The organism is Paraburkholderia terricola (genome assembly GCF_900142195.1).
In the GTDB taxonomy this organism is placed as follows: domain Bacteria; phylum Pseudomonadota; class Gammaproteobacteria; order Burkholderiales; family Burkholderiaceae; genus Paraburkholderia; species Paraburkholderia terricola.
The window spans coordinates 25749-43264 of record NZ_FRAB01000033.1 but is presented as its reverse complement, the minus strand read 5'-3'; the positions used below and the strand labels follow the sequence as shown (position 1 = coordinate 43264).

15 protein-coding genes are annotated in these 17516 nt (G+C 62.7%); 1 reads left to right on the top strand and 14 read right to left on the bottom strand.

Annotated features, from left to right (window positions below; genetic code table 11):
- Positions 1-23: 23 nt before the first annotated feature.
- The 11 genes from phoR to BUE39_RS23885 all read right to left on the bottom strand — a co-directional run bounded on the left by phoR (position 24) and on the right by BUE39_RS23885 (position 12161).
- The gene (gene phoR, locus BUE39_RS23940; protein ID WP_073431198.1) at positions 24-1337 is read right to left on the bottom strand and encodes a phosphate regulon sensor histidine kinase PhoR; all 1314 of its coding nucleotides are present in this window, start codon (positions 1335-1337) and stop codon (positions 24-26) included.
- Between the two features lie 45 nt (positions 1338-1382).
- Positions 1383-2084, bottom strand: a complete 702-nt coding sequence (gene phoB, locus BUE39_RS23935; protein WP_073431197.1) for a phosphate regulon transcriptional regulator PhoB — start codon at positions 2082-2084, stop codon at positions 1383-1385.
- A gap of 26 nt (positions 2085-2110) precedes the next feature.
- On the bottom strand, positions 2111-2815 hold the full coding sequence (phoU, locus tag BUE39_RS23930) for a phosphate signaling complex protein PhoU (protein WP_073431196.1): 705 nt from the start codon (positions 2813-2815) through the stop codon (positions 2111-2113).
- Positions 2816-2843: 28 nt separating this feature from the next.
- The gene (gene pstB, locus BUE39_RS23925; protein WP_073431195.1) at positions 2844-3692 is read right to left on the bottom strand and encodes a phosphate ABC transporter ATP-binding protein PstB; all 849 of its coding nucleotides are present in this window, start codon (positions 3690-3692) and stop codon (positions 2844-2846) included.
- Between the two features lie 17 nt (positions 3693-3709).
- A complete protein-coding gene (pstA, locus tag BUE39_RS23920) occupies positions 3710-4606 on the bottom strand; it encodes a phosphate ABC transporter permease PstA (protein ID WP_073431194.1) in 897 nt (298 codons plus the stop codon).
- Positions 4603-5604: a phosphate ABC transporter permease PstC gene (gene pstC / locus BUE39_RS23915; protein ID WP_073431228.1), complete on the bottom strand. Its 1002-nt coding sequence runs from the start codon at positions 5602-5604 to the stop codon at positions 4603-4605. Before pstC ends, pstA begins: the two co-directional genes overlap by 4 nt.
- A gap of 132 nt (positions 5605-5736) precedes the next feature.
- The gene (gene pstS / locus BUE39_RS23910; protein WP_073431193.1) at positions 5737-6768 is read right to left on the bottom strand and encodes a phosphate ABC transporter substrate-binding protein PstS; all 1032 of its coding nucleotides are present in this window, start codon (positions 6766-6768) and stop codon (positions 5737-5739) included.
- A 284-nt stretch (positions 6769-7052) separates the two neighbouring features.
- On the bottom strand, positions 7053-8411 hold the full coding sequence (gene glmM, locus BUE39_RS23900) for a phosphoglucosamine mutase (protein WP_073431192.1): 1359 nt from the start codon (positions 8409-8411) through the stop codon (positions 7053-7055).
- 25 nt (positions 8412-8436) lie between these two features.
- Complete coding sequence (folP, locus tag BUE39_RS23895) at positions 8437-9336, bottom strand: dihydropteroate synthase (protein WP_073431226.1); 900 nt, start codon at positions 9334-9336, stop codon at positions 8437-8439.
- Between the two features lie 83 nt (positions 9337-9419).
- The gene (ftsH, locus tag BUE39_RS23890; RefSeq protein WP_073431191.1) at positions 9420-11309 is read right to left on the bottom strand and encodes an ATP-dependent zinc metalloprotease FtsH; all 1890 of its coding nucleotides are present in this window, start codon (positions 11307-11309) and stop codon (positions 9420-9422) included.
- 189 nt (positions 11310-11498) lie between these two features.
- Complete coding sequence (locus BUE39_RS23885; protein ID WP_073431190.1) at positions 11499-12161, bottom strand: RlmE family RNA methyltransferase; 663 nt, start codon at positions 12159-12161, stop codon at positions 11499-11501.
- Positions 12162-12370: 209 nt separating this feature from the next.
- Here BUE39_RS23885 and BUE39_RS23880 point away from each other — a divergent pair, with 209 nt between their 5' ends.
- A complete protein-coding gene (locus tag BUE39_RS23880) occupies positions 12371-12898 on the top strand; it encodes a YhbY family RNA-binding protein (protein ID WP_073431189.1) in 528 nt (175 codons plus the stop codon).
- Positions 12899-13065: 167 nt separating this feature from the next.
- Here BUE39_RS23880 and BUE39_RS23875 read toward each other — a convergent pair whose 3' ends face one another.
- The 3 genes from BUE39_RS23875 to carB form a co-directional block, all read right to left on the bottom strand.
- On the bottom strand, positions 13066-13575 hold the full coding sequence (locus tag BUE39_RS23875; RefSeq protein WP_073431188.1) for a DUF4149 domain-containing protein: 510 nt from the start codon (positions 13573-13575) through the stop codon (positions 13066-13068).
- A 20-nt stretch (positions 13576-13595) separates the two neighbouring features.
- Complete coding sequence (gene greA, locus BUE39_RS23870; protein ID WP_073431187.1) at positions 13596-14072, bottom strand: transcription elongation factor GreA; 477 nt, start codon at positions 14070-14072, stop codon at positions 13596-13598.
- Positions 14073-14226: 154 nt separating this feature from the next.
- Complete coding sequence (gene carB, locus BUE39_RS23865) at positions 14227-17481, bottom strand: carbamoyl-phosphate synthase large subunit (RefSeq protein WP_073431186.1); 3255 nt, start codon at positions 17479-17481, stop codon at positions 14227-14229.
- Positions 17482-17516 lie beyond the last annotated feature (35 nt).

The window sequence follows — 17516 nt, the reverse complement described above, 5'->3', positions numbered from 1 at the left end:
TTTTCAGCCGCTGCGCGCGCCGCTCAAGCCGGCGCCGGTTGCCGGCGTGCCGTGCGATATGTCGGAAAGCGCACGGTGAAGGTACTGCCGCGGCCTTCCTCGCTCTTCACTTCGAGTTGTGCATCGTGCCGTTGCAGCACGTGCTTGACGATCGCGAGGCCCAGGCCCGTGCCGCCCGTGTCGCGTGAGCGGCTGCGATCGACGCGATAGAAGCGCTCGGTCAGCCGCGGAATGTCCGCCGCCGGAATGCCCAAGCCGCTATCGGTGACGGAGAACACCGCGCCGCCGCCGCTCGCCTGCCAGTTCACCCTGATTGCGCCGCCGTCCGGCGTGTAGCGAATCGCATTCGTCACGAGATTGCCGAGCGCGCTGAGGATTTCCGTTTCCACCCCGGTCACGGTGAGGCCCTCGTCCACGTCGAACGCGATCTTGTGATGATCGCTCGACAGGCTTTCCGCATCGTGCTTCAGATGCCGCAGCACCGCGCGCATGTCGATCATCTGATCGCTCGGCGGCTTGTTGTCGCCCTCGAGCTTGGCGAGCACCAGCAGATCGTTGACGATATGGCGCATGCGCGAGGCCTGCTGCTCCATCAGTTCCAGATAACGCCCGCGTTCGGCTTCGTTCAGCGGCAATTCGCGCATCGTCTCGAGGAAACCGGAGAGCACCGTGAGCGGCGTCTTCAGTTCATGCGAGACGTTGGCGACGAAGTCGCGCCGCATGGCGTCGGTGCGCTCCAGTTCGGTGATGTCTTGCGACAGCACCAGCTTGCGGTTTTCGCCGTAGGGAAACACCTGCACCGACAGCACGTTCTGGCGCTTGTCGCCCATGCCGCGCATGATCAGCATTTCTTCGTAGCGATGCGAATTCAGGTAGCGGACGAAATCGGGCTGACGCACCAGATGCGTGATGTGCTGACGCAGATCGCGCTTCGCGTCGAGACCGAAATGCAGTTCGGAGATGGCGTTGCACCATTCGATCTGGTCGTGATCGTCGAGCATCGCGACACCGTTCGGCGACGCCTGGATCGCCTGGATGAAACGCGAATGCTGCTGCTCGACCTGGCGCACCTGAGCGTGCCAGCGCTTCGCGAGCTTATGCAGACGGTAGTAGATTTCGCCCCAGATGCCGGGGGCGCTCGGCACCTCGCCGTAAACCGGCGCGTCGAGCAGGCGCCAGAGCTGCTGCTTGTGGAAAGTGCTGAAGAAGCTCTGCGCGAGCAGCAAGACGATCGCGAGGACGAGTGCCGCCTTGACGCTCACGAGCGCGCCGACCACCACGCACAGAACAGCCAGCAGCACGACCGACACGATGGAGCGCGCCCAGATGATGTTCATGGTCTAGCGATCGAGAGGAAGGACGTATGCGCCGGGGCGGCGAGCTCAGGCGCTCTTCGCAAGCCGGTAGCCGCTGCCGCGCACCGTCTCGATCATAGCATCGCACCCGGCCGGCTTGAGCGCCGCGCGCAGGCGCTTGATGTGCACGTCCACCGTGCGTTCCTCGACGAATACATGATCGCCCCACACCTGATCGAGCAGTTGCGTGCGGCTATGCACGCGCTCCGGATGCGTCATGAAGAAGTGCAGCAGACGGAATTCGGTCGGACCGAGGTCGAGCTTGATCTCGCTGCCTTCCGCATGCGCGGCCACGCGATGCGTCGCCGGATCGAGCTTCAGGCCGTTGATCGCGACCACGTCCTCGGTAAGCTGCGGCGCGCGGCGGCGCAGCACCGCCTTGATGCGCGCCATCAGTTCCTTGGGCGAGAACGGCTTGGTGACGTAGTCGTCCGCGCCGATTTCGAGGCCGAGCACCTTGTCCTGCTCATCCCCACGCGCGGTCAGCATGATGATCGGAATGTGCCTGGTGCGCTCGTTGCTGCGTAGGTCGCGCGCGAACGCAATGCCGGACTTGCCCGGCAGCATCCAGTCGAGCAGGACGAGATCGGGCAACACGTCGCTGATCAGGTTTTGCGCCTGCTCCGCGTTGTACGCGCGAATCGGGCAGTGTCCGGCGTGTTGAAGATTCACCGAAATCAGTTCGGAAATGGCGGGCTCATCTTCAATGACGAGAATGCTGCTGGGCATCGGCACCTCTGGTCCTTATCTCTGGATTAACTGAGCGCTTCGCGTTCGAGCGCGTCGCGCGACTTGTGCCGCACGTCGGTGCCCTTCACGATGTAGATGATGAATTCGGCGATGTTCTTCGAGTGGTCGCCGATCCGTTCGATCGCCTTGGCGATGAACAGAAAATCAAGGCCCACCGAAATCGAACGCGGATCTTCGGTCATGTACGAAATCAGCTTGCGAACGAACGCGCGGAATTCCTCGTCGATCGCCTTGTCGTCGCGCACGATCTGCGCGGCGGCCACCGTGTCGAGACGCGCGAACGCGTCCAGCGCGCGGCGCAGAATCGACACCGCCATTTCGCCCGACAGTTTGATCTCGGCGATATTGATGGTGCGCGACGCGCCGTCTTCCATCAGCCGCTTGGTGCGCTTGGCGATTTTTTCGGCTTCGTCGCCGGCGCGTTCGAGATTCGTGATGGTCTTGGAAATCGCGATCAACAGGCGCAGGTCGCGCGCGGCCGGCTGACGGCGCGCGATGATGTTGCTGCACTCCTCGTCGATTTCAATTTCCATCGTGTTCAGGCGCTCTTCGGCGGCGATCACCTGTTCGGCGATGTCGAGATCGAATTCGTTGAGCGCCCGCATGGCGTTGACGATCTGCGATTCGACGAGGCCGCCCATTTCGAGCACCTTCGAGGAAACCAGATTCAGGTCGGCGTCGAACTGGCTGGACAGGTGTTTATCGGACATGTCGTACTCCGTTATTGTGCTCGGCGGCTTAGCCGAAGCGGCCAGTGATGTAATCCTCGGTTTCCTTGCGGACCGGCTTGATGAAGATCTTTTCGGTGTCGCCGAACTCGATCAGTTCGCCAAGGTACATATAGGCAGTGTAGTCCGAACAGCGGGCCGCCTGTTGCATGTTGTGCGTGACGATCACCACCGTGTAATCGCTCTTCAGTTCGGCGATCAATTCCTCGATACGGCCCGTCGAAATCGGGTCCAGCGCGGAGCACGGTTCGTCGAGCAACAGCACTTCGGGACGGATCGCGATACCGCGCGCGATGCACAAACGCTGCTGCTGACCGCCCGACAACCCATAGCCGCTCTGGCCGAGCTTGTCCTTCACTTCGTTCCACAGCGCGGCCTTGGTCAGCGCCCATTCCACGCGGTCGTCCATCTCCGAGCGCGGCAGCGTTTCGAACATCTTCACGCCGAACGCGATGTTGTCGTAGATCGACATCGGGAACGGCGTCGGCTTCTGGAACACCATGCCGATCCGCGCGCGCAGCAGCGAGATATCGCGCTTCGAGGTCAGCAGGTTCTCGCCGTCCATCAGGATCTCGCCTTCGGCGCGTTGCTCCGGATAGAGCGCATACATCTTGTTGAAGGTGCGCAACAAGGTCGACTTGCCGCAACCCGACGGGCCGATGAACGCGGTCACCTTGCCTTCGGGAATCCGCAGGTTGATGTTCTTCAGCGCGTGATACTTGCCGTAGAAGAAGTTGAGGTCGTTGACCTCGATCTTCGGGCGCGACTGAGCTTGCGCCTGACCGCTCTGGGCGGGATCGAAACCGGCGGGCGCGGTCGGGCGCGAAATCGGATTGAGTTGAGTTTCTGCCATATTCATCGGATTACACTCCGCCCTTACTTGTTCGAGAAGATCGTGCGCGCGAGGATGTTCAATCCCAGCACCGCGAGCGTGATCAGGAAGACGCCGGCCCACGCGAGTGATTGCCACTGCGCGAACGGGCTCATCGCAAACTTGTAGATCGTGACCGGCAGATTCGCGACCGGCTGGCCCATGTCGAGCGAGAAGAACTGGTTCGACAGCGCCGTGAAAAGCAGCGGCGCGGTTTCGCCGGCGATGCGCGCGATCGCGAGCAGCACGCCGGTGACGATACCGGCGACCGACGCCTTCAGCGTGATCGACAGCACCATCTTCCACTTCGGCGTGCCGAGCGCGAAAGCGGCTTCACGCAGCGCGTTCGGCACCAGCTTCAGCATGTTTTCGGTCGTGCGGATCACGATGGGAATCTGCAGCAAGGCGAGCGCGAACACGCCGGCCCAGCCGCTGAAGTGGCCCATCTTCGCGACCACGAGTGCGTAGACGAACAGACCCACGACGATCGACGGCGCCGACAACAGAATGTCGTTGATGAAACGCGTGACGCTGGCGAGCCAGCCTTTCTGGCCGTATTCGGCGAGATAGACGCCCGCCAGGATGCCGATCGGCGTGCCGACGAAGGTCGCGAGCACAACCAGCATCACGCTGCCGACGATCGCATTGGCGAGCCCGCCGCCATCGGTGTTCGGCGGCGGCGTCGATTGCGTGAACAGTTCGACCGACAAACCGCCGATGCCGAGGCGCAACGTCGTATAGAGAATCCACACGAGCCACAACAAGCCGAACGCCATCGCCGCGAGCGACAGCGTCAGCGCGACGGCGTTCTTCATGCGGCGGCGGCCTTGCAGGCGCACGCGCATGGCTTCGAGCGCGACGGCGTCGTTCGAGCCGGGCATATTCAGACTGGACTGGCTCATTTCGCGCCCTCCCCTTTCTCGAGGCGAAGCAGCATCATTTTCGAAATCGCCAGCACGATGAAGGTGATCACGAACAGGATCAGGCCGAGCTCCATCAGCGCCGACGTATGCAGGCCAGGATCGGCTTCGGCGAATTCATTGGCGAGCGCCGAGGTAATACTGTTGCCCGGCGAAAACAGCGAGACGTTGTCGAGCAGATTGGTGTTGCCGATCACGAAGGTGACCGCCATCGTCTCGCCGAGCGCGCGGCCGAGGCCGAGCATCACCCCGCCGATCACGCCGCTCTTGGTGAAGGGCAGCACGATCTTCCACATCACTTCCCACGTCGTGCAGCCGATGCCGTACGCCGATTCCTTCAGCAGCACCGGCGTGACTTCGAACACGTCGCGCATCACCGAGGCGATGTACGGAATGATCATGATCGCGAGAATCACGCCCGCGCACAGAATGCCGATGCCGATCGGCGCGCCCTGAAACAACGCGCCCACCACCGGAATACCGCCGAGCACCGCGCCGAGCGGCTTCTCGAACCACGTCGCGAAGATCGGCGCGAACACCAGCAGGCCCCACATGCCGTACACGATCGACGGAATCGCGGCGAGCAGTTCGATTGCGATGCCGAGCGGCCGGCGCAGCCACGCGGGCGCGAGTTCGGTGAGGAAAAGCGCGATGCCGAAGCTGACCGGCACCGCGATGATGAGTGCAATGAGCGAGGTCGCGACCGTGCCGTAGATGGGCACCAGTGCGCCGAATTGCTTGCTGGGTGGATCCCATTCGGCGGTCCACAGGAAGGCGAGGCCGAACTGCTTGATCGAGGGCAACGAGGCGACGATCAGCGAAACGATGATGCCGCCGAGCAGCAGCAACGTGACGATGGCCGCAAGGCGTGCGAGGCCGCCGAAAATGATATCGCCGGCGCGGCTGGGCGCTTTCTGCTGCGACGCGCTGCCGGGCGGGGTCGAACGCGACGAGCCGGACGCTAAATGGATATCGGACATGAGAGCCTGATGGATCTGTTTCCAGTTGCCGTACGACACTTGTCGCGCGGCGATGTTGCCGGTCAATGCCGTTGGCCGTCCTCGCGCGAGGACGGCCAACGTGTTACGCGATGCGACTGCCTACCGCTTTAATTACTCCGCGAGCGGCTTGCCCGCGGCGTCCTTCACCTTCGACTTCCACTGCGTGCGGATTTCCGATACCACCGACTCCGGCAGCGAGATGTAGTCCAGATCGTTGGCGGCTTGCGTGCCGTTCTTGAATGCCCAGTCGAAGAACTTCAGCGTTTCGGAGCCTTGCGGCGCCTTTTCCTGCGTCGTGTGAACCAGCACGAACGTCGCGCCGACGATCGGCCATGCGTTCTTGCCCGGCTCGTTCGTCAGGATCTGGTAGAACGACTTCGACCAGTCCGCGCCCGCTGCCGCTGCCTTGAAGGTTTCCGTCTTCGGCTCGACGACCGTGCCCGTCGAATTCTTCAGTGCGACATACGTCATGTGGTTCTGCTTGGCATACGCCCATTCCACATAGCCGATTGCGCCCGGCAGACGTTGCACGAAGGCGGCGACGCCGTCGTTGCCCTTGCCGCCCGTGCCCGTCGGCCAGTTGACCGTCGAACCTTCACCGACCTTCGACTTCCAGTCGGCGTTGACCTTCGACAGATAGTTCGTCCAGATGAAGCTGGTGCCCGAACCGTCGGCGCGGCGCACCACGGCGATGTCGGTATCCGGCAGCTTGACCTTCGGGTTCAGCGCGACGATCGCCGGGTCGTTCCACTTCTTGATCTTGCCCAGGTAGATGTCGCCGAGCACTTCGCCCGACAGCGTCAGTTCAGCCGGCTTCACGCCCGGCACGTTGACGACCGGCACCACGCCGCCCACCACCGTCGGGAACTGGAACAGGCCTTCCTTGGCGAGTTCTTCGTCCTTCAGCGGAGCGTCCGAACCGGCGAAGTCGACGGTCTTCGCGACGATCTGCTTCACGCCGCCCGACGAACCGATGCCCTGGTAGTTAACCTTACCGCCGCCGGACTTCTGGTAGGCGTCGGCCCATTTCGTGTAAATCGGTGCTGCGAAGGTGCTGCCCGCGCCGGTGATGTCTGCGGCTTGCGCTGCGATCGCGAAAAGCGCGCCAGCGACGCCAGCGAACACGGTTTGCATCAATTTCATGAGACCTCCAAGGTGTGAGCGGTGTGAGCGAGTAACACGAACACCGCGAAGCTTAGGGTCTCTTTGTGACAGTAACGTGACCGACCGTGAAACTCGCGTGACAGTCTGTTTACGGATGTGAAAGGCGTTTTGTTCGGTGAAAGCGCCGGTTTTGCGTCGCTCTACAGATTAGGCGAAAAAGATGGGGCGCGAACGTTTGCGTGTGCGCGGGAGGGGATTTTTAGGTGGCGGTGGGCGTTGGGACGATCCGAGCATCGTCCCAACGCCGTGCAGGAAACCGTGGTTCAGGCGGTCGCTTCCTTGACCGCGCCGGCGATCGATTCAGCATGCAGCAGCGCGTCGTCGACCTTTTCGGCTTCGACCATCACGCGCAGCACGGGCTCGGTGCCCGAGGCGCGGATCAGCACGCGCCCACGGCCATTCAGCGCGCCCTCGGCCGTGCTGATGGCGCGGCGGATCGCGTCGCTGCCCTTCCAGTCGGCGCCAGGCTTCATCCGCACGTTGATCAGCTTCTGCGGAAACAGCGTGACGCCGTCGAGCAGCTCGGCGAGCGTCTTGCCGCTGCGCTTCATGGCCGCCAGCACGAGGAGCGCCGAGACGATGCCGTCCCCGGTGGAATGGCGGTCGAGCGAAAGAATATGGCCGGAGCCTTCGGCTCCGAGTTGCCAGCCGTGTTCACGCAACTGCTCCAGCACGTAGCGGTCGCCCACCGCCGCGCGCACGAATTTCACGCCGGCTTTTTGCAGCGCGACTTCGACAGCCATGTTGGTCATCAAGGTGCCGACCGCGCCTTCCACGTTGCCGTCGGTGGCGATGCGGTCCTTGACCAGCACGTACAGCAGTTCGTCGCCGTTATACAGGCGGCCGGCGGCGTCCACGACCTGCAGACGGTCGGCGTCGCCGTCGAGCGCGATGCCGAGATCCGCGTGGTTGGCTCGCACCGCGCGCATCAGCGCGTCGGGCGCGGTCGCGCCGACGCCGTCGTTGATGTTGAAGCCATTCGGCGCGACGCCGATCGGGATCACGTCGGCGCCGAGTTCGTGGAAGACATGCGGCGCGACGTCATACGCGGCGCCGTGCGCGCAATCCACCACCAGCTTCAGGCCGCGCAGATCGAACGCAGCCGGAAACGTGCTCTTGCAAAACTCGATGTAGCGGCCGGCCGCGTCGTCGAGACGCCGTGCCTTGCCGAGCTGCTCGGAGGCTGCGCACGCGAGCGGCAGGTCCAGTTGCTCCTCGATCTGCGCTTCCACTTCGTCGGGCAGCTTGTTGCCGTCGGCGGAGAAGAATTTGATGCCGTTGTCGTAGTACGGATTGTGCGACGCGCTGATCACCACGCCCGCGGCGAGCCGCAGCGCACGCGTCAGATACGCAATGCCCGGAGTGGGCATCGGGCCGGCCAGCATCACATCGACACCGGCCGCGGAAAAACCCGCTTCAAGCGCGGCCTCGAGCATGTAACCCGACACGCGGGTGTCCTTGCCGATCAGCACCGTGGGCCTCGCGCCCGTTCTCGCCCAGCGGTCCGCGCCCGCCAGCACTTTGCCGGCGGCATAGCCGAGCCGCAAAACAAACTCCGGTGTAATGGGCCCTTCGCCGACCTTGCCCCGAATTCCGTCCGTGCCGAAAAAACGACGTGCCATATTTTATTTTCCTCCTTCCTTGCGTTCAGCCGCGCGTGCGGCCGTGATTCGCTGCGTCGCGCATGGCCGTCCATACTTTCAATGCATCCACTGTTTGCGCGACGTCATGCACGCGCACAATCGCGGCGCCCCGCCCGGCTGCGCATACCGCCGCGGCGACGCTGCCCGCGATGCGCTCGGGCGCCGGGCGCCCGACCACCGCACCGATCATCGACTTGCGCGACATGCCCGCGAGAATCGGATACGGCGGCTCTGCTCGGGGCGCCGTATCCGGCAGATGCGCGAGTAGCGCGTAATTATGCTCGAGCACCGCCTTGCCGAAACCGAAACCCGGATCGACGCTGATGCGCGCACGAGCGATGCCTGACTGCTTGAGAGCCGCGACCCGTTCCTCCAGAAACTGCCGGACCTCGCTGACCACATCGACATAAACAGGTTCGCCGCGTTGCATGGTCTGCGGTTCGCCGAGCATGTGCATCACGCACAAACCGCATTCGCTATCGCGCACCGCCTCGATCGCGCCGGGCATCCGGAAACCCCAGACGTCGTTGATGAGATCCGCGCCCGCGCTCAAAGCCTGGCGCATCACTTCCGGCTTATAGGTATCGACCGACAACGGCACATTCGCGCCGCGCAACTGTTCGACGAGTGGGATCACGCGCTCCAGTTCCTCGTCGAGCGATACCGGCGGCGCGCCGGGACGCGTGGACTCACCGCCGATGTCGATGATGTCCGCGCCGTCGAGCAGCATGCGCTCGGCCTGGCGCAGCGCATCGCCGCGCATCACGTATTGGCCGCCGTCGGAGAAGGAGTCGGGCGTGACGTTCAGGATGCCCATGACCAACGGGCGTTCAAAGGTCAGCTTGAAGCGGCCGCATTGAAGGGGCTCGGGAATGGGAAAAGAGAGAAAGTCGACTTTCGACACGTGGCAGCGCTTCATATAAAACGGATAAATGCAAAACGGGCCGGTGTGAAACACACCGGCCCGCACTTTCTACTGGTCGCCTATCAGGCCGGCGCGGTAGCGCTGCCCGGCTTGACCTCGGTGCCCGGGCTGCCGCCCGACGAGGCGTCGCTTGCCGGCGGCGGCGAACTCTTCGGCGAACGCGGCGGACGTCCGGCCATGATGTCGTTGATCTGATCGGCGTCGATCGTCTCCCACTCCATCAGGGCGGCGGTCATCGCTTCGACCTTGTCGCGGTTCTCTTCCAGCAGGCGCTTCGCAAGGTTGTACTGCTCGTCAAGCACGCGACGAATTTCCGCGTCGACCTTTTGTTGCGTCGCTTCTGAAATGGTACGCGTGAACCCGCGGCCAAACGGCGTTGCGTCGTTTTCGTCGTCGACGTAGACCATCGGTCCCAGCGCGTCCGTCATGCCGAAGCGAGCCACCATGGCGCGCGCGGTTTGCGTCGCCTTGTTGAAGTCGTCCGACGCGCCGGTGCTGATCAGGTTCAGGAACAATTCCTCGGCGACACGGCCACCGAACAGGATCGCGAGACGGTCGAGCAGGTAGTCCTTCGAATACGTTTCGTTGTCGTGCTCCGGCAATTGCCACGTCACACCGAGGGCGCGGCCGCGAGGGATGATCGTGACCTTGTGCACCGGATCAGCCTTCGGCAACAGCTTGGCGATCACCGCATGACCCGACTCGTGATACGCGGTGGCGCGCTTCGATTCCTCGCGGATCACGGCCGACTTGCGCTCCGGACCCATGAAGATCTTGTCCTTCGCGTCCTCGAAGTCCGTCATCTCCACGATGCGCTTGCCGCGGCGAGCCGCGAACAGCGCCGCCTCGTTCACGAGGTTCGCCAGATCGGCGCCCGAGAAGCCCGGCGTGCCGCGAGCGATGACCGCCGCGTCGACGTCGTTCGAGATCGGCACCTTGCGCAGGTGAACCTTCATGATGTGTTCGCGGCCGCGGATGTCCGGCAGACCGACATACACCTGACGATCGAAACGGCCCGGACGCAGCAGCGCCTTGTCGAGCACGTCCGAACGGTTCGTTGCGGCGATCACGATCACGCCCGAGTTCGCCTCGAAGCCGTCCATCTCGACCAGCATCTGGTTCAGCGTCTGCTCACGTTCGTCGTTACCGCCGCCCATGCCGGCGCCGCGATGACGGCCGACCGCGTCGATTTCGTCGATGAACACGATACACGGCGCGTGCTTCTTGGCCTGCTCGAACATGTCGCGCACGCGAGCCGCGCCGACGCCGACGAACATTTCAACGAAGTCCGAACCCGAGATGCTGAAAAACGGCACCTTCGCCTCGCCGGCGATGGCGCGCGCGAGCAGCGTCTTGCCGGTTCCCGGCGGGCCGACCAGCAGCACGCCGCGCGGAATGCGCCCACCCAGCTTCTGGAACTTCTGCGGGTCGCGCAGGAAGTCGACCAGTTCGGAGACTTCTTCCTTGGCTTCGTCGCAACCGGCGACGTCGGTGAAATTGATCGCGTTGTTATTTTCGTCGATCAGACGCGCACGGGATTTGCCGAACGAGAACGCACCGCCTTTCCCGCCCCCCTGCATCTGTCGCATCATGTAGAACCAGAAACCGATGATCAGAATCGTCGGCCCGAGGTAGTACAGCGCCGACACCAGCGCATTAGGTTCGTCGTCAGCCTTGCCGCTCACCTGAACGCCATACTTCATCAGATCGCCGACCATCCAGATGTCGCCCGGCGACACGATCTGGTACTTCTGGCCGTCTGCTGGAGTGACCGTGAGGTTCCGCCCCTGGACAATGACGTTCTTGACTTTGCCGTTCTTCGCGTCGTCCATGAACTGCGAATAGGAAACGCCTTCCTGGACACGGGGCTTGTCGAACTGCTTGAACACCGTAAACAGCACCAGTGCGATAACCAGCCACACTGCTGCCTTCGAAAACATATTGTTGTTCAAAGCACCACTCCTTCACTTAGACGGGCGCCTACACTTGCCTTGCGGCACCACGAAAGCATTCTAATCCAGTCCGCAGACCCCTGCCATAAGGTTTCACTACCACAGAAATAGCGTAACCGGCTGTTACAGCGCCAATTTCCGGCGCCGGCAGACTATTTATCGGCAGATGCGGATCCGTCCTGCAGCGCCCTACGCGGGCCGCTTGAGATGCTTACCCAAAATAAACGTTTCTGACGACTTGTCCCGCGACGCCTTCGGCTTGCGGGCCGCCACCACCTTGAACTGATGCTTGAACTTTTCGACAATCTGGCTGTAACCGCTGCCGTGAAAGCATTTGACTAAAAGGGCACCATCCGGCTTCAGGTGATTTTGCGAAAACTCCAGCGCGAGATCGCACAAATGCTCGATTCGCGCGGCATCCGCCACCGCCACCCCCGACAGGTTGGGCGCCATATCCGAAATTACAAGATCAACCTGGCGTTCTCCGACTAATTCTTCCAGTTGGCCGAGGACCGAGTCCTCGCGGAAGTCGCCCTGGATGAAGTGAACGTCGGCGATCGGCTCCATCGGCAGCATGTCCAGCGCGATGATCGTGCCGTCGATGCCGCCCTCGCGTTCGGCGTCGCGCTGCGCGCCCTTCGCGAGCTTGTTGCGTGCGTACTGGCTCCAGCTGCCCGGCACCGAGCCGAGGTCGACGATCACCTGCCCCGGACGGATCAGCTTGTCCTGTTCGTCGATTTCCTTGAGCTTGTAGGCGGCGCGGGCGCGATAGCCCTCCCGCTGCGCCATTTTCACGTACGGGTCGTTGATATGGTCATGCAGCCATGCCGTGTTGAACTTGTTTTTTGCCATTAAACGTTGAACTCTTGCTGCGCCATGTCGCGCTTTAGCGGATAATACGCGGTTAATTTCGCGCGGCCACCGCCAAAACTGGCGGCCATCCGCGATTCTGTTGTTCTGACGCGCCGTCCTGCTGATCGATCGAAAACCCAATCGCCGCTAATCGAACGAGTGGATCGGGAATGCAGGCGCCGCCATTTTAGTCGAGTCTCCCACTTTCCATGCCAGCCCTCAAAGTCTCTTCCGACCAACGCGCCGAATTGCGCTCCCAGGCACACGCGCTCAAACCGGTGGTGCTCGTCGGCGCCGAAGGCTTGACCGACGCTGTGCTCGCCGAGATCAAGGTCCACCTTGACGCCCATCAGCTGATCAAAATCCGCGTGTTCGGCGACGAACGCGAAGAACGCATCGCGATTTACGAACAAATCTGCGACAAGCTGAACGCTGCGCCGATCCAGCACATCGGCAAGCTGCTCGTGATCTGGAAGCCTGAAACCGCGCAACCGGCGGTGAAGACCAGGCGCGGCACCTTGCCGAGCGCCCGGGAAGCCGCCGCGGATGCCAAACCGGGCAAGGGCCGCGCACCGCGCGTGGTAACCGTGGTGAAGCCCAGCGAAATCCCGATGCGCAAGCCGAAGGCAAAAGCGGTCGTGGTGCGCGGCAATGAACGCGTCACGCAAGGCGGCAACATCAAGCGGGCCAAGAAGCGCCAGACCAGCGCGAAGCGCTCGCATCAGTCGTCGAAATAAGCGAATGAGGGTGGAGGTGCGGACCAGGTCCGCACTCTGGTTTGCTTTAACGCTGATTGCGCGAGGCGAATTCTTGAACCGCGGCTTGAACTGCGCGTTCGGGCTGATGCCTGGGCGGACCTGCCGGGCTGCTCGAACACGAAACTGCGCGGCGCGCGAACCGACAATCAGCGCGTTACGCGCCCGGCGGCACCGCCGCCATCTGCTTCAGCCATGACTGCGCCGGCGCCCGCCGGCAGCTTCCACACCAGCGCCACGCCCAACAGGCTTTCGACCAGATAGAACAGGCTCGACACGCCATGCAGGATGCCAAAGCGCGTCGCATAAGCCGAATGGCCGACATCGCTACCCGCTTCGAACGCGGCCACGCGCATTGCATTCATGAACGGCTGCAACGCGAAGTAACCCACCAGCACGCACACGAGCATGCCCGCGATCAGCCAGCGCAGACGACGATACGCGTCGCCGCCACGGCGAACCAATACGTTGGCGAGAACGAGCAGCAAAATGCCGCACACCGCACCCAGCACGCCCTCGATGCGAAACAACTGCGCGGCCACCGCGCCCGCCGTCGTGCGATCGAGCGACGTGAACAGCACCGGCGCGACAGCATAGCCGATAGTCAGCAGACTACCGACCCACACCACCGTCAGCAGACGGAAAAATCGATGCGGCATCAAGGACACCGGAGCCGCCCTCAAATGTAGCTAACCGCGATGATTTCGTATTCGCGCACGCCGCCCGGCGCCTGCACCGATGCCACGTCGCCTTCCGATTTGCCGATCAGCGCGCGGGCGATCGGCGAGCTGATCGAGATCAGGCCGTGGTCGATGTCCGCTTCGTCGTCGCCGACGATCTGATACTTGACCGGCGCACCCGAATCCAGGTCTTCCAGTTCCACCGTTGCGCCGAACACCACGCGGCCGTCCGCGTCCACCTTGGACGGGTCGATCACCTGCGCGCCGGCCAGCTTCGATTCGATTTCGGCGATACGGCCTTCGATGAAGCCCTGCTTTTCCTTCGCCGCGTCGTATTCCGCGTTTTCCGACAGATCGCCTTGGGCGCGTGCCTCCGCGATCGAGTTGATCACCGCGGGACGCTCAACCGATTTCAGGCGCTGCAATTCATCGCGCAGCATGTCTGCGCCGCGCTTCGTCAATGGAATAGTGCTCATAAACAACTCTAGAGGCTAAAAAACGGCCGTAAAAAAAATCACCGCGGTTAAGTGCATTTCGCGCGGACCAGAGCGCCGGGCGAGACCCGGGCCGAGGCACCTGCGAAACGCCGCTTAACCGCGGCACTTACGTCTTGGACAGGTATTCGAAGCCTTAGTTTAGGCGAGCGTGGAGTCCTTGTAAATCATAGACTTCCAGGTCCTTCAAATAGCGCAAGCCTTCCACCGCGGCCCGCGCGCCGGACATGGTCGTGTAGTACGTGACCTTGTTCGCCTGCGCGCTCATGCGGATCGAACGCGAATCGGCGATCGCCGCGCGGGTCTCGTCGACGGTCGTGAAGACCAGCGCGATCTCGCCGTTCTTGATCATGTCGACAATGTGCGGACGGCCGTCCTTCACCTTGTTGACGACCTTGACCGGCACGCCCGCCGCTTCGATCGCGGCAGCGGTGCCCTTGGTCGCGACGATCGGATAGCCGAGTTCGTGCAGCATGCGCGCGACTTCGACGGCCTTGGGCTTGTCGGCGTCCATCACGGTCAACAGCACCGTGCCCGACTCCGGCAGACGCGAACCCGCCGCGAGTTGCGACTTGAACAACGCTTCGCCGAACGTCTGACCCACGCCCATCACTTCACCGGTCGAGCGCATTTCCGGTCCGAGCACCGGATCGACTGCCGGGAACTTGACGAACGGGAACACCGCTTCCTTCACGCTGAAGTACGGCGGATCGATTTCCTTCGTCACGCCTTGCTCGGCGAGCTTCTGGCCGACCATCGCGCGCGCCGCGATCTTCGCGAGCGGCAGGCTGGTTGCCTTCGACACGTACGGCACCGTGCGCGATGCACGCGGATTCACTTCGAGCACGTAGATCACGTCCTCTTTCGAACCATCCGCTTGCGGCACTTGCTGGATCGCGAACTGCACGTTCATCAGGCCGATCACGTTCAGCGCCCTGGCCATCGCGCCCGTCTGACGCTTCAGTTCGGCCACGGTTTCCTTCGACAGCGAGTACGGCGGCAGCGAACAAGCCGAGTCGCCCGAGTGCACGCCCGCCTGCTCGATGTGCTCCATCACGCCGCCGATGAACACGGCCTCGCCGTCGGAGATGCAATCGACGTCGCATTCGATCGCGTCGTTCAGGAAGCGGTCGAGCAGCACAGGCGAATCGTTCGACACCTTCACGGCCTCGCGCATGTAGCGCTCGAGATCACGCGGCTCGTGGACGATTTCCATCGCCCGGCCACCCAGCACGTACGACGGACGGACCACCAGCGGGTAGCCGATTTCGTCGGCGAGCTTGAGCGCTTCGTCTTCGGCGCGCGCCGTGCGATTCGGCGGCTGACGCAGGCCGAGATCCTGCAGCAGCTTCTGGAAACGCTCGCGGTCTTCCGCGGCATCGATCATGTCCGGCGAGGTGCCGATGATCGGCACGCCGTTCGCCTCGAGATCGAGCGCGAGCTTCAGCGGCGTTTGGCCGCCGTATTGCACGATCACGCCGACCGGCTTTTCCTTGTCGACGATTTCGAGCACGTCTTCGAGCGTCAGCGATTCGAAATAGAGACGATCGGAGGTGTCGTAGTCGGTCGAAACGGTTTCGGGGTTGCAGTTGACCATGATCGTTTCATAGCCGTCCTCGCGCATGGCGAGCGCCGCGTGCACGCAGCAGTAGTCGAACTCGATGCCCTGGCCGATCCGGTTCGGGCCGCCGCCCAGCACCATGATCTTCTTGTTGCTGGTCGGGTTCGCTTCGCACTCTTCCTCGTAGGTCGAGTACATGTAGGCGGTTTTCGTCGCGAACTCGGCGGCGCACGTGTCGACGCGCTTGTACACCGGACGCACGTTCAACTCGATCCGGCGTTGACGCACTTCGGCCGGCTTCGCGCCGAGCAGCTTCGCGAGACGTCGGTCCGAGAAGCCGCTCTGCTTCACATACTTGAGTTCTTCTTTCGACAGGCTCGCAAGCGTGCGGCCCGTCAGCGCCTTTTCCTTCAGGACGATCTGTTCGATCTGCGCGAGGAACCACGGATCGATCGAGGTCTCCTCGAAGATTTCCGCGGCGCTCATGCCGATGCGGAACGCGTCGCCGACGTACCAGATGCGATCCGGACCGGCTTCGCCGATCTCGCGGATGATCTCGTCGCGGTTGCTGGTCTTTTCGTCCAGGCCGTCGACGCCGACTTCGAGACCGCGCAGCGCCTTCTGGAACGATTCCTGGAAGGTGCGGCCGATCGCCATCACTTCGCCGACCGACTTCATCTGCGTGGTGAGGCGTGAATCGGCTTCGCGGAATTTCTCGAACGCAAAACGCGGGATCTTCGTGACGACGTAGTCGATCGTCGGTTCGAACGACGCCGGCGTCTGGCCGCCGGTGATTTCGTTCTTCAGTTCGTCGAGCGTGTAGCCGACCGCGAGCTTCGCCGCGACCTTCGCGATCGGGAAGCCGGTGGCCTTCGACGCCAACGCCGACGAACGCGACACACGCGGGTTCATTTCGATCACGATCATCCGGCCGTCTTTCGGATTGATCGAGAACTGCACGTTCGAGCCGCCGGTATCGACGCCGATTTCGCGCAGCACCGCGAGCGACGCGTTACGCAACACCTGATATTCCTTGTCGGTGAGCGTTTGCGCCGGCGCGACGGTGATCGAGTCGCCGGTGTGGATGCCCATCGGGTCCAGGTTTTCGATCGAGCAGACGATGATGCAGTTGTCCTTCTTGTCGCGGACCACTTCCATCTCGTACTCTTTCCAGCCGAGCAGCGACTCTTCGATCAGCAATTCGCGAGTGGGCGACAGATCGAGACCGCGCTTGCAGATCTCTTCGAATTCGTCGCGGTTGTAGGCGATGCCGCCGCCCGAACCGCCCAGCGTGAACGACGGACGGATCACCACCGGATAGCCGCCGCTGCCGGTTTCCACCGCGATTTTCGCCTGCACCTGCAGCGCTTCTTCCATCGAATGCGCGGTGCCCGATTTGGCCGAACCGAGGCCGATCTTCGTCATCGCGTCCTTGAACTTCTGACGGTCTTCCGCCTTGTCGATCGCTTCCGGCGACGCGCCGATCAACTCGACCTTGTATTTGTCCAGCACGCCGTGCGCATGCAGATCGAGCGCGCAGTTCAGCGCGGTCTGACCGCCCATGGTCGGCAGAATCGCGTCCGGGCGCTCCTTCGCGATGATGCGCTCGACCACTTCCCACGTGATCGGCTCGATGTAGGTCACGTCGGCCGTGTTCGGGTCGGTCATGATCGTCGCCGGATTGCTGTTGACGAGAATGACCTTGTAGCCTTCCTCACGCAACGCCTTGCATGCCTGCGCGCCCGAGTAGTCGAACTCGCACGCCTGGCCGATGATGATCGGACCCGCGCCGATGATGAGGATGCTCTTGATGTCTGTCCGCTTGGGCATAACGCTCTCGCTAATGTATTCCTGAATTCTTTCCG

Coding starts and splice junctions, on each gene's coding strand:
- pstB (WP_073431195.1), bottom strand. CDS start 3,692: ATGAATATGGCAGAAACTCAACTCAATCCGATTTCGCGCCCGACCGCG.
- phoU (WP_073431196.1), bottom strand. CDS start 2,815: ATGTCCGATAAACACCTGTCCAGCCAGTTCGACGCCGACCTGAATCTG.
- pstC (WP_073431228.1), bottom strand. CDS start 5,604: ATGTCCGATATCCATTTAGCGTCCGGCTCGTCGCGTTCGACCCCGCCC.
- phoB (WP_073431197.1), bottom strand. CDS start 2,084: ATGCCCAGCAGCATTCTCGTCATTGAAGATGAGCCCGCCATTTCCGAA.
- pstA (WP_073431194.1), bottom strand. CDS start 4,606: ATGAGCCAGTCCAGTCTGAATATGCCCGGCTCGAACGACGCCGTCGCG.
- carB (WP_073431186.1), bottom strand. CDS start 17,481: ATGCCCAAGCGGACAGACATCAAGAGCATCCTCATCATCGGCGCGGGT.
- phoR (WP_073431198.1), bottom strand. CDS start 1,337: ATGAACATCATCTGGGCGCGCTCCATCGTGTCGGTCGTGCTGCTGGCT.
- greA (WP_073431187.1), bottom strand. CDS start 14,072: ATGAGCACTATTCCATTGACGAAGCGCGGCGCAGACATGCTGCGCGAT.
- glmM (WP_073431192.1), bottom strand. CDS start 8,411: ATGGCACGTCGTTTTTTCGGCACGGACGGAATTCGGGGCAAGGTCGGC.
- pstS (WP_073431193.1), bottom strand. CDS start 6,768: ATGAAATTGATGCAAACCGTGTTCGCTGGCGTCGCTGGCGCGCTTTTC.
- BUE39_RS23875 (WP_073431188.1), bottom strand. CDS start 13,575: ATGCCGCATCGATTTTTCCGTCTGCTGACGGTGGTGTGGGTCGGTAGT.
- BUE39_RS23880 (WP_073431189.1), top strand. CDS start 12,371: ATGCCAGCCCTCAAAGTCTCTTCCGACCAACGCGCCGAATTGCGCTCC.
- BUE39_RS23885 (WP_073431190.1), bottom strand. CDS start 12,161: ATGGCAAAAAACAAGTTCAACACGGCATGGCTGCATGACCATATCAAC.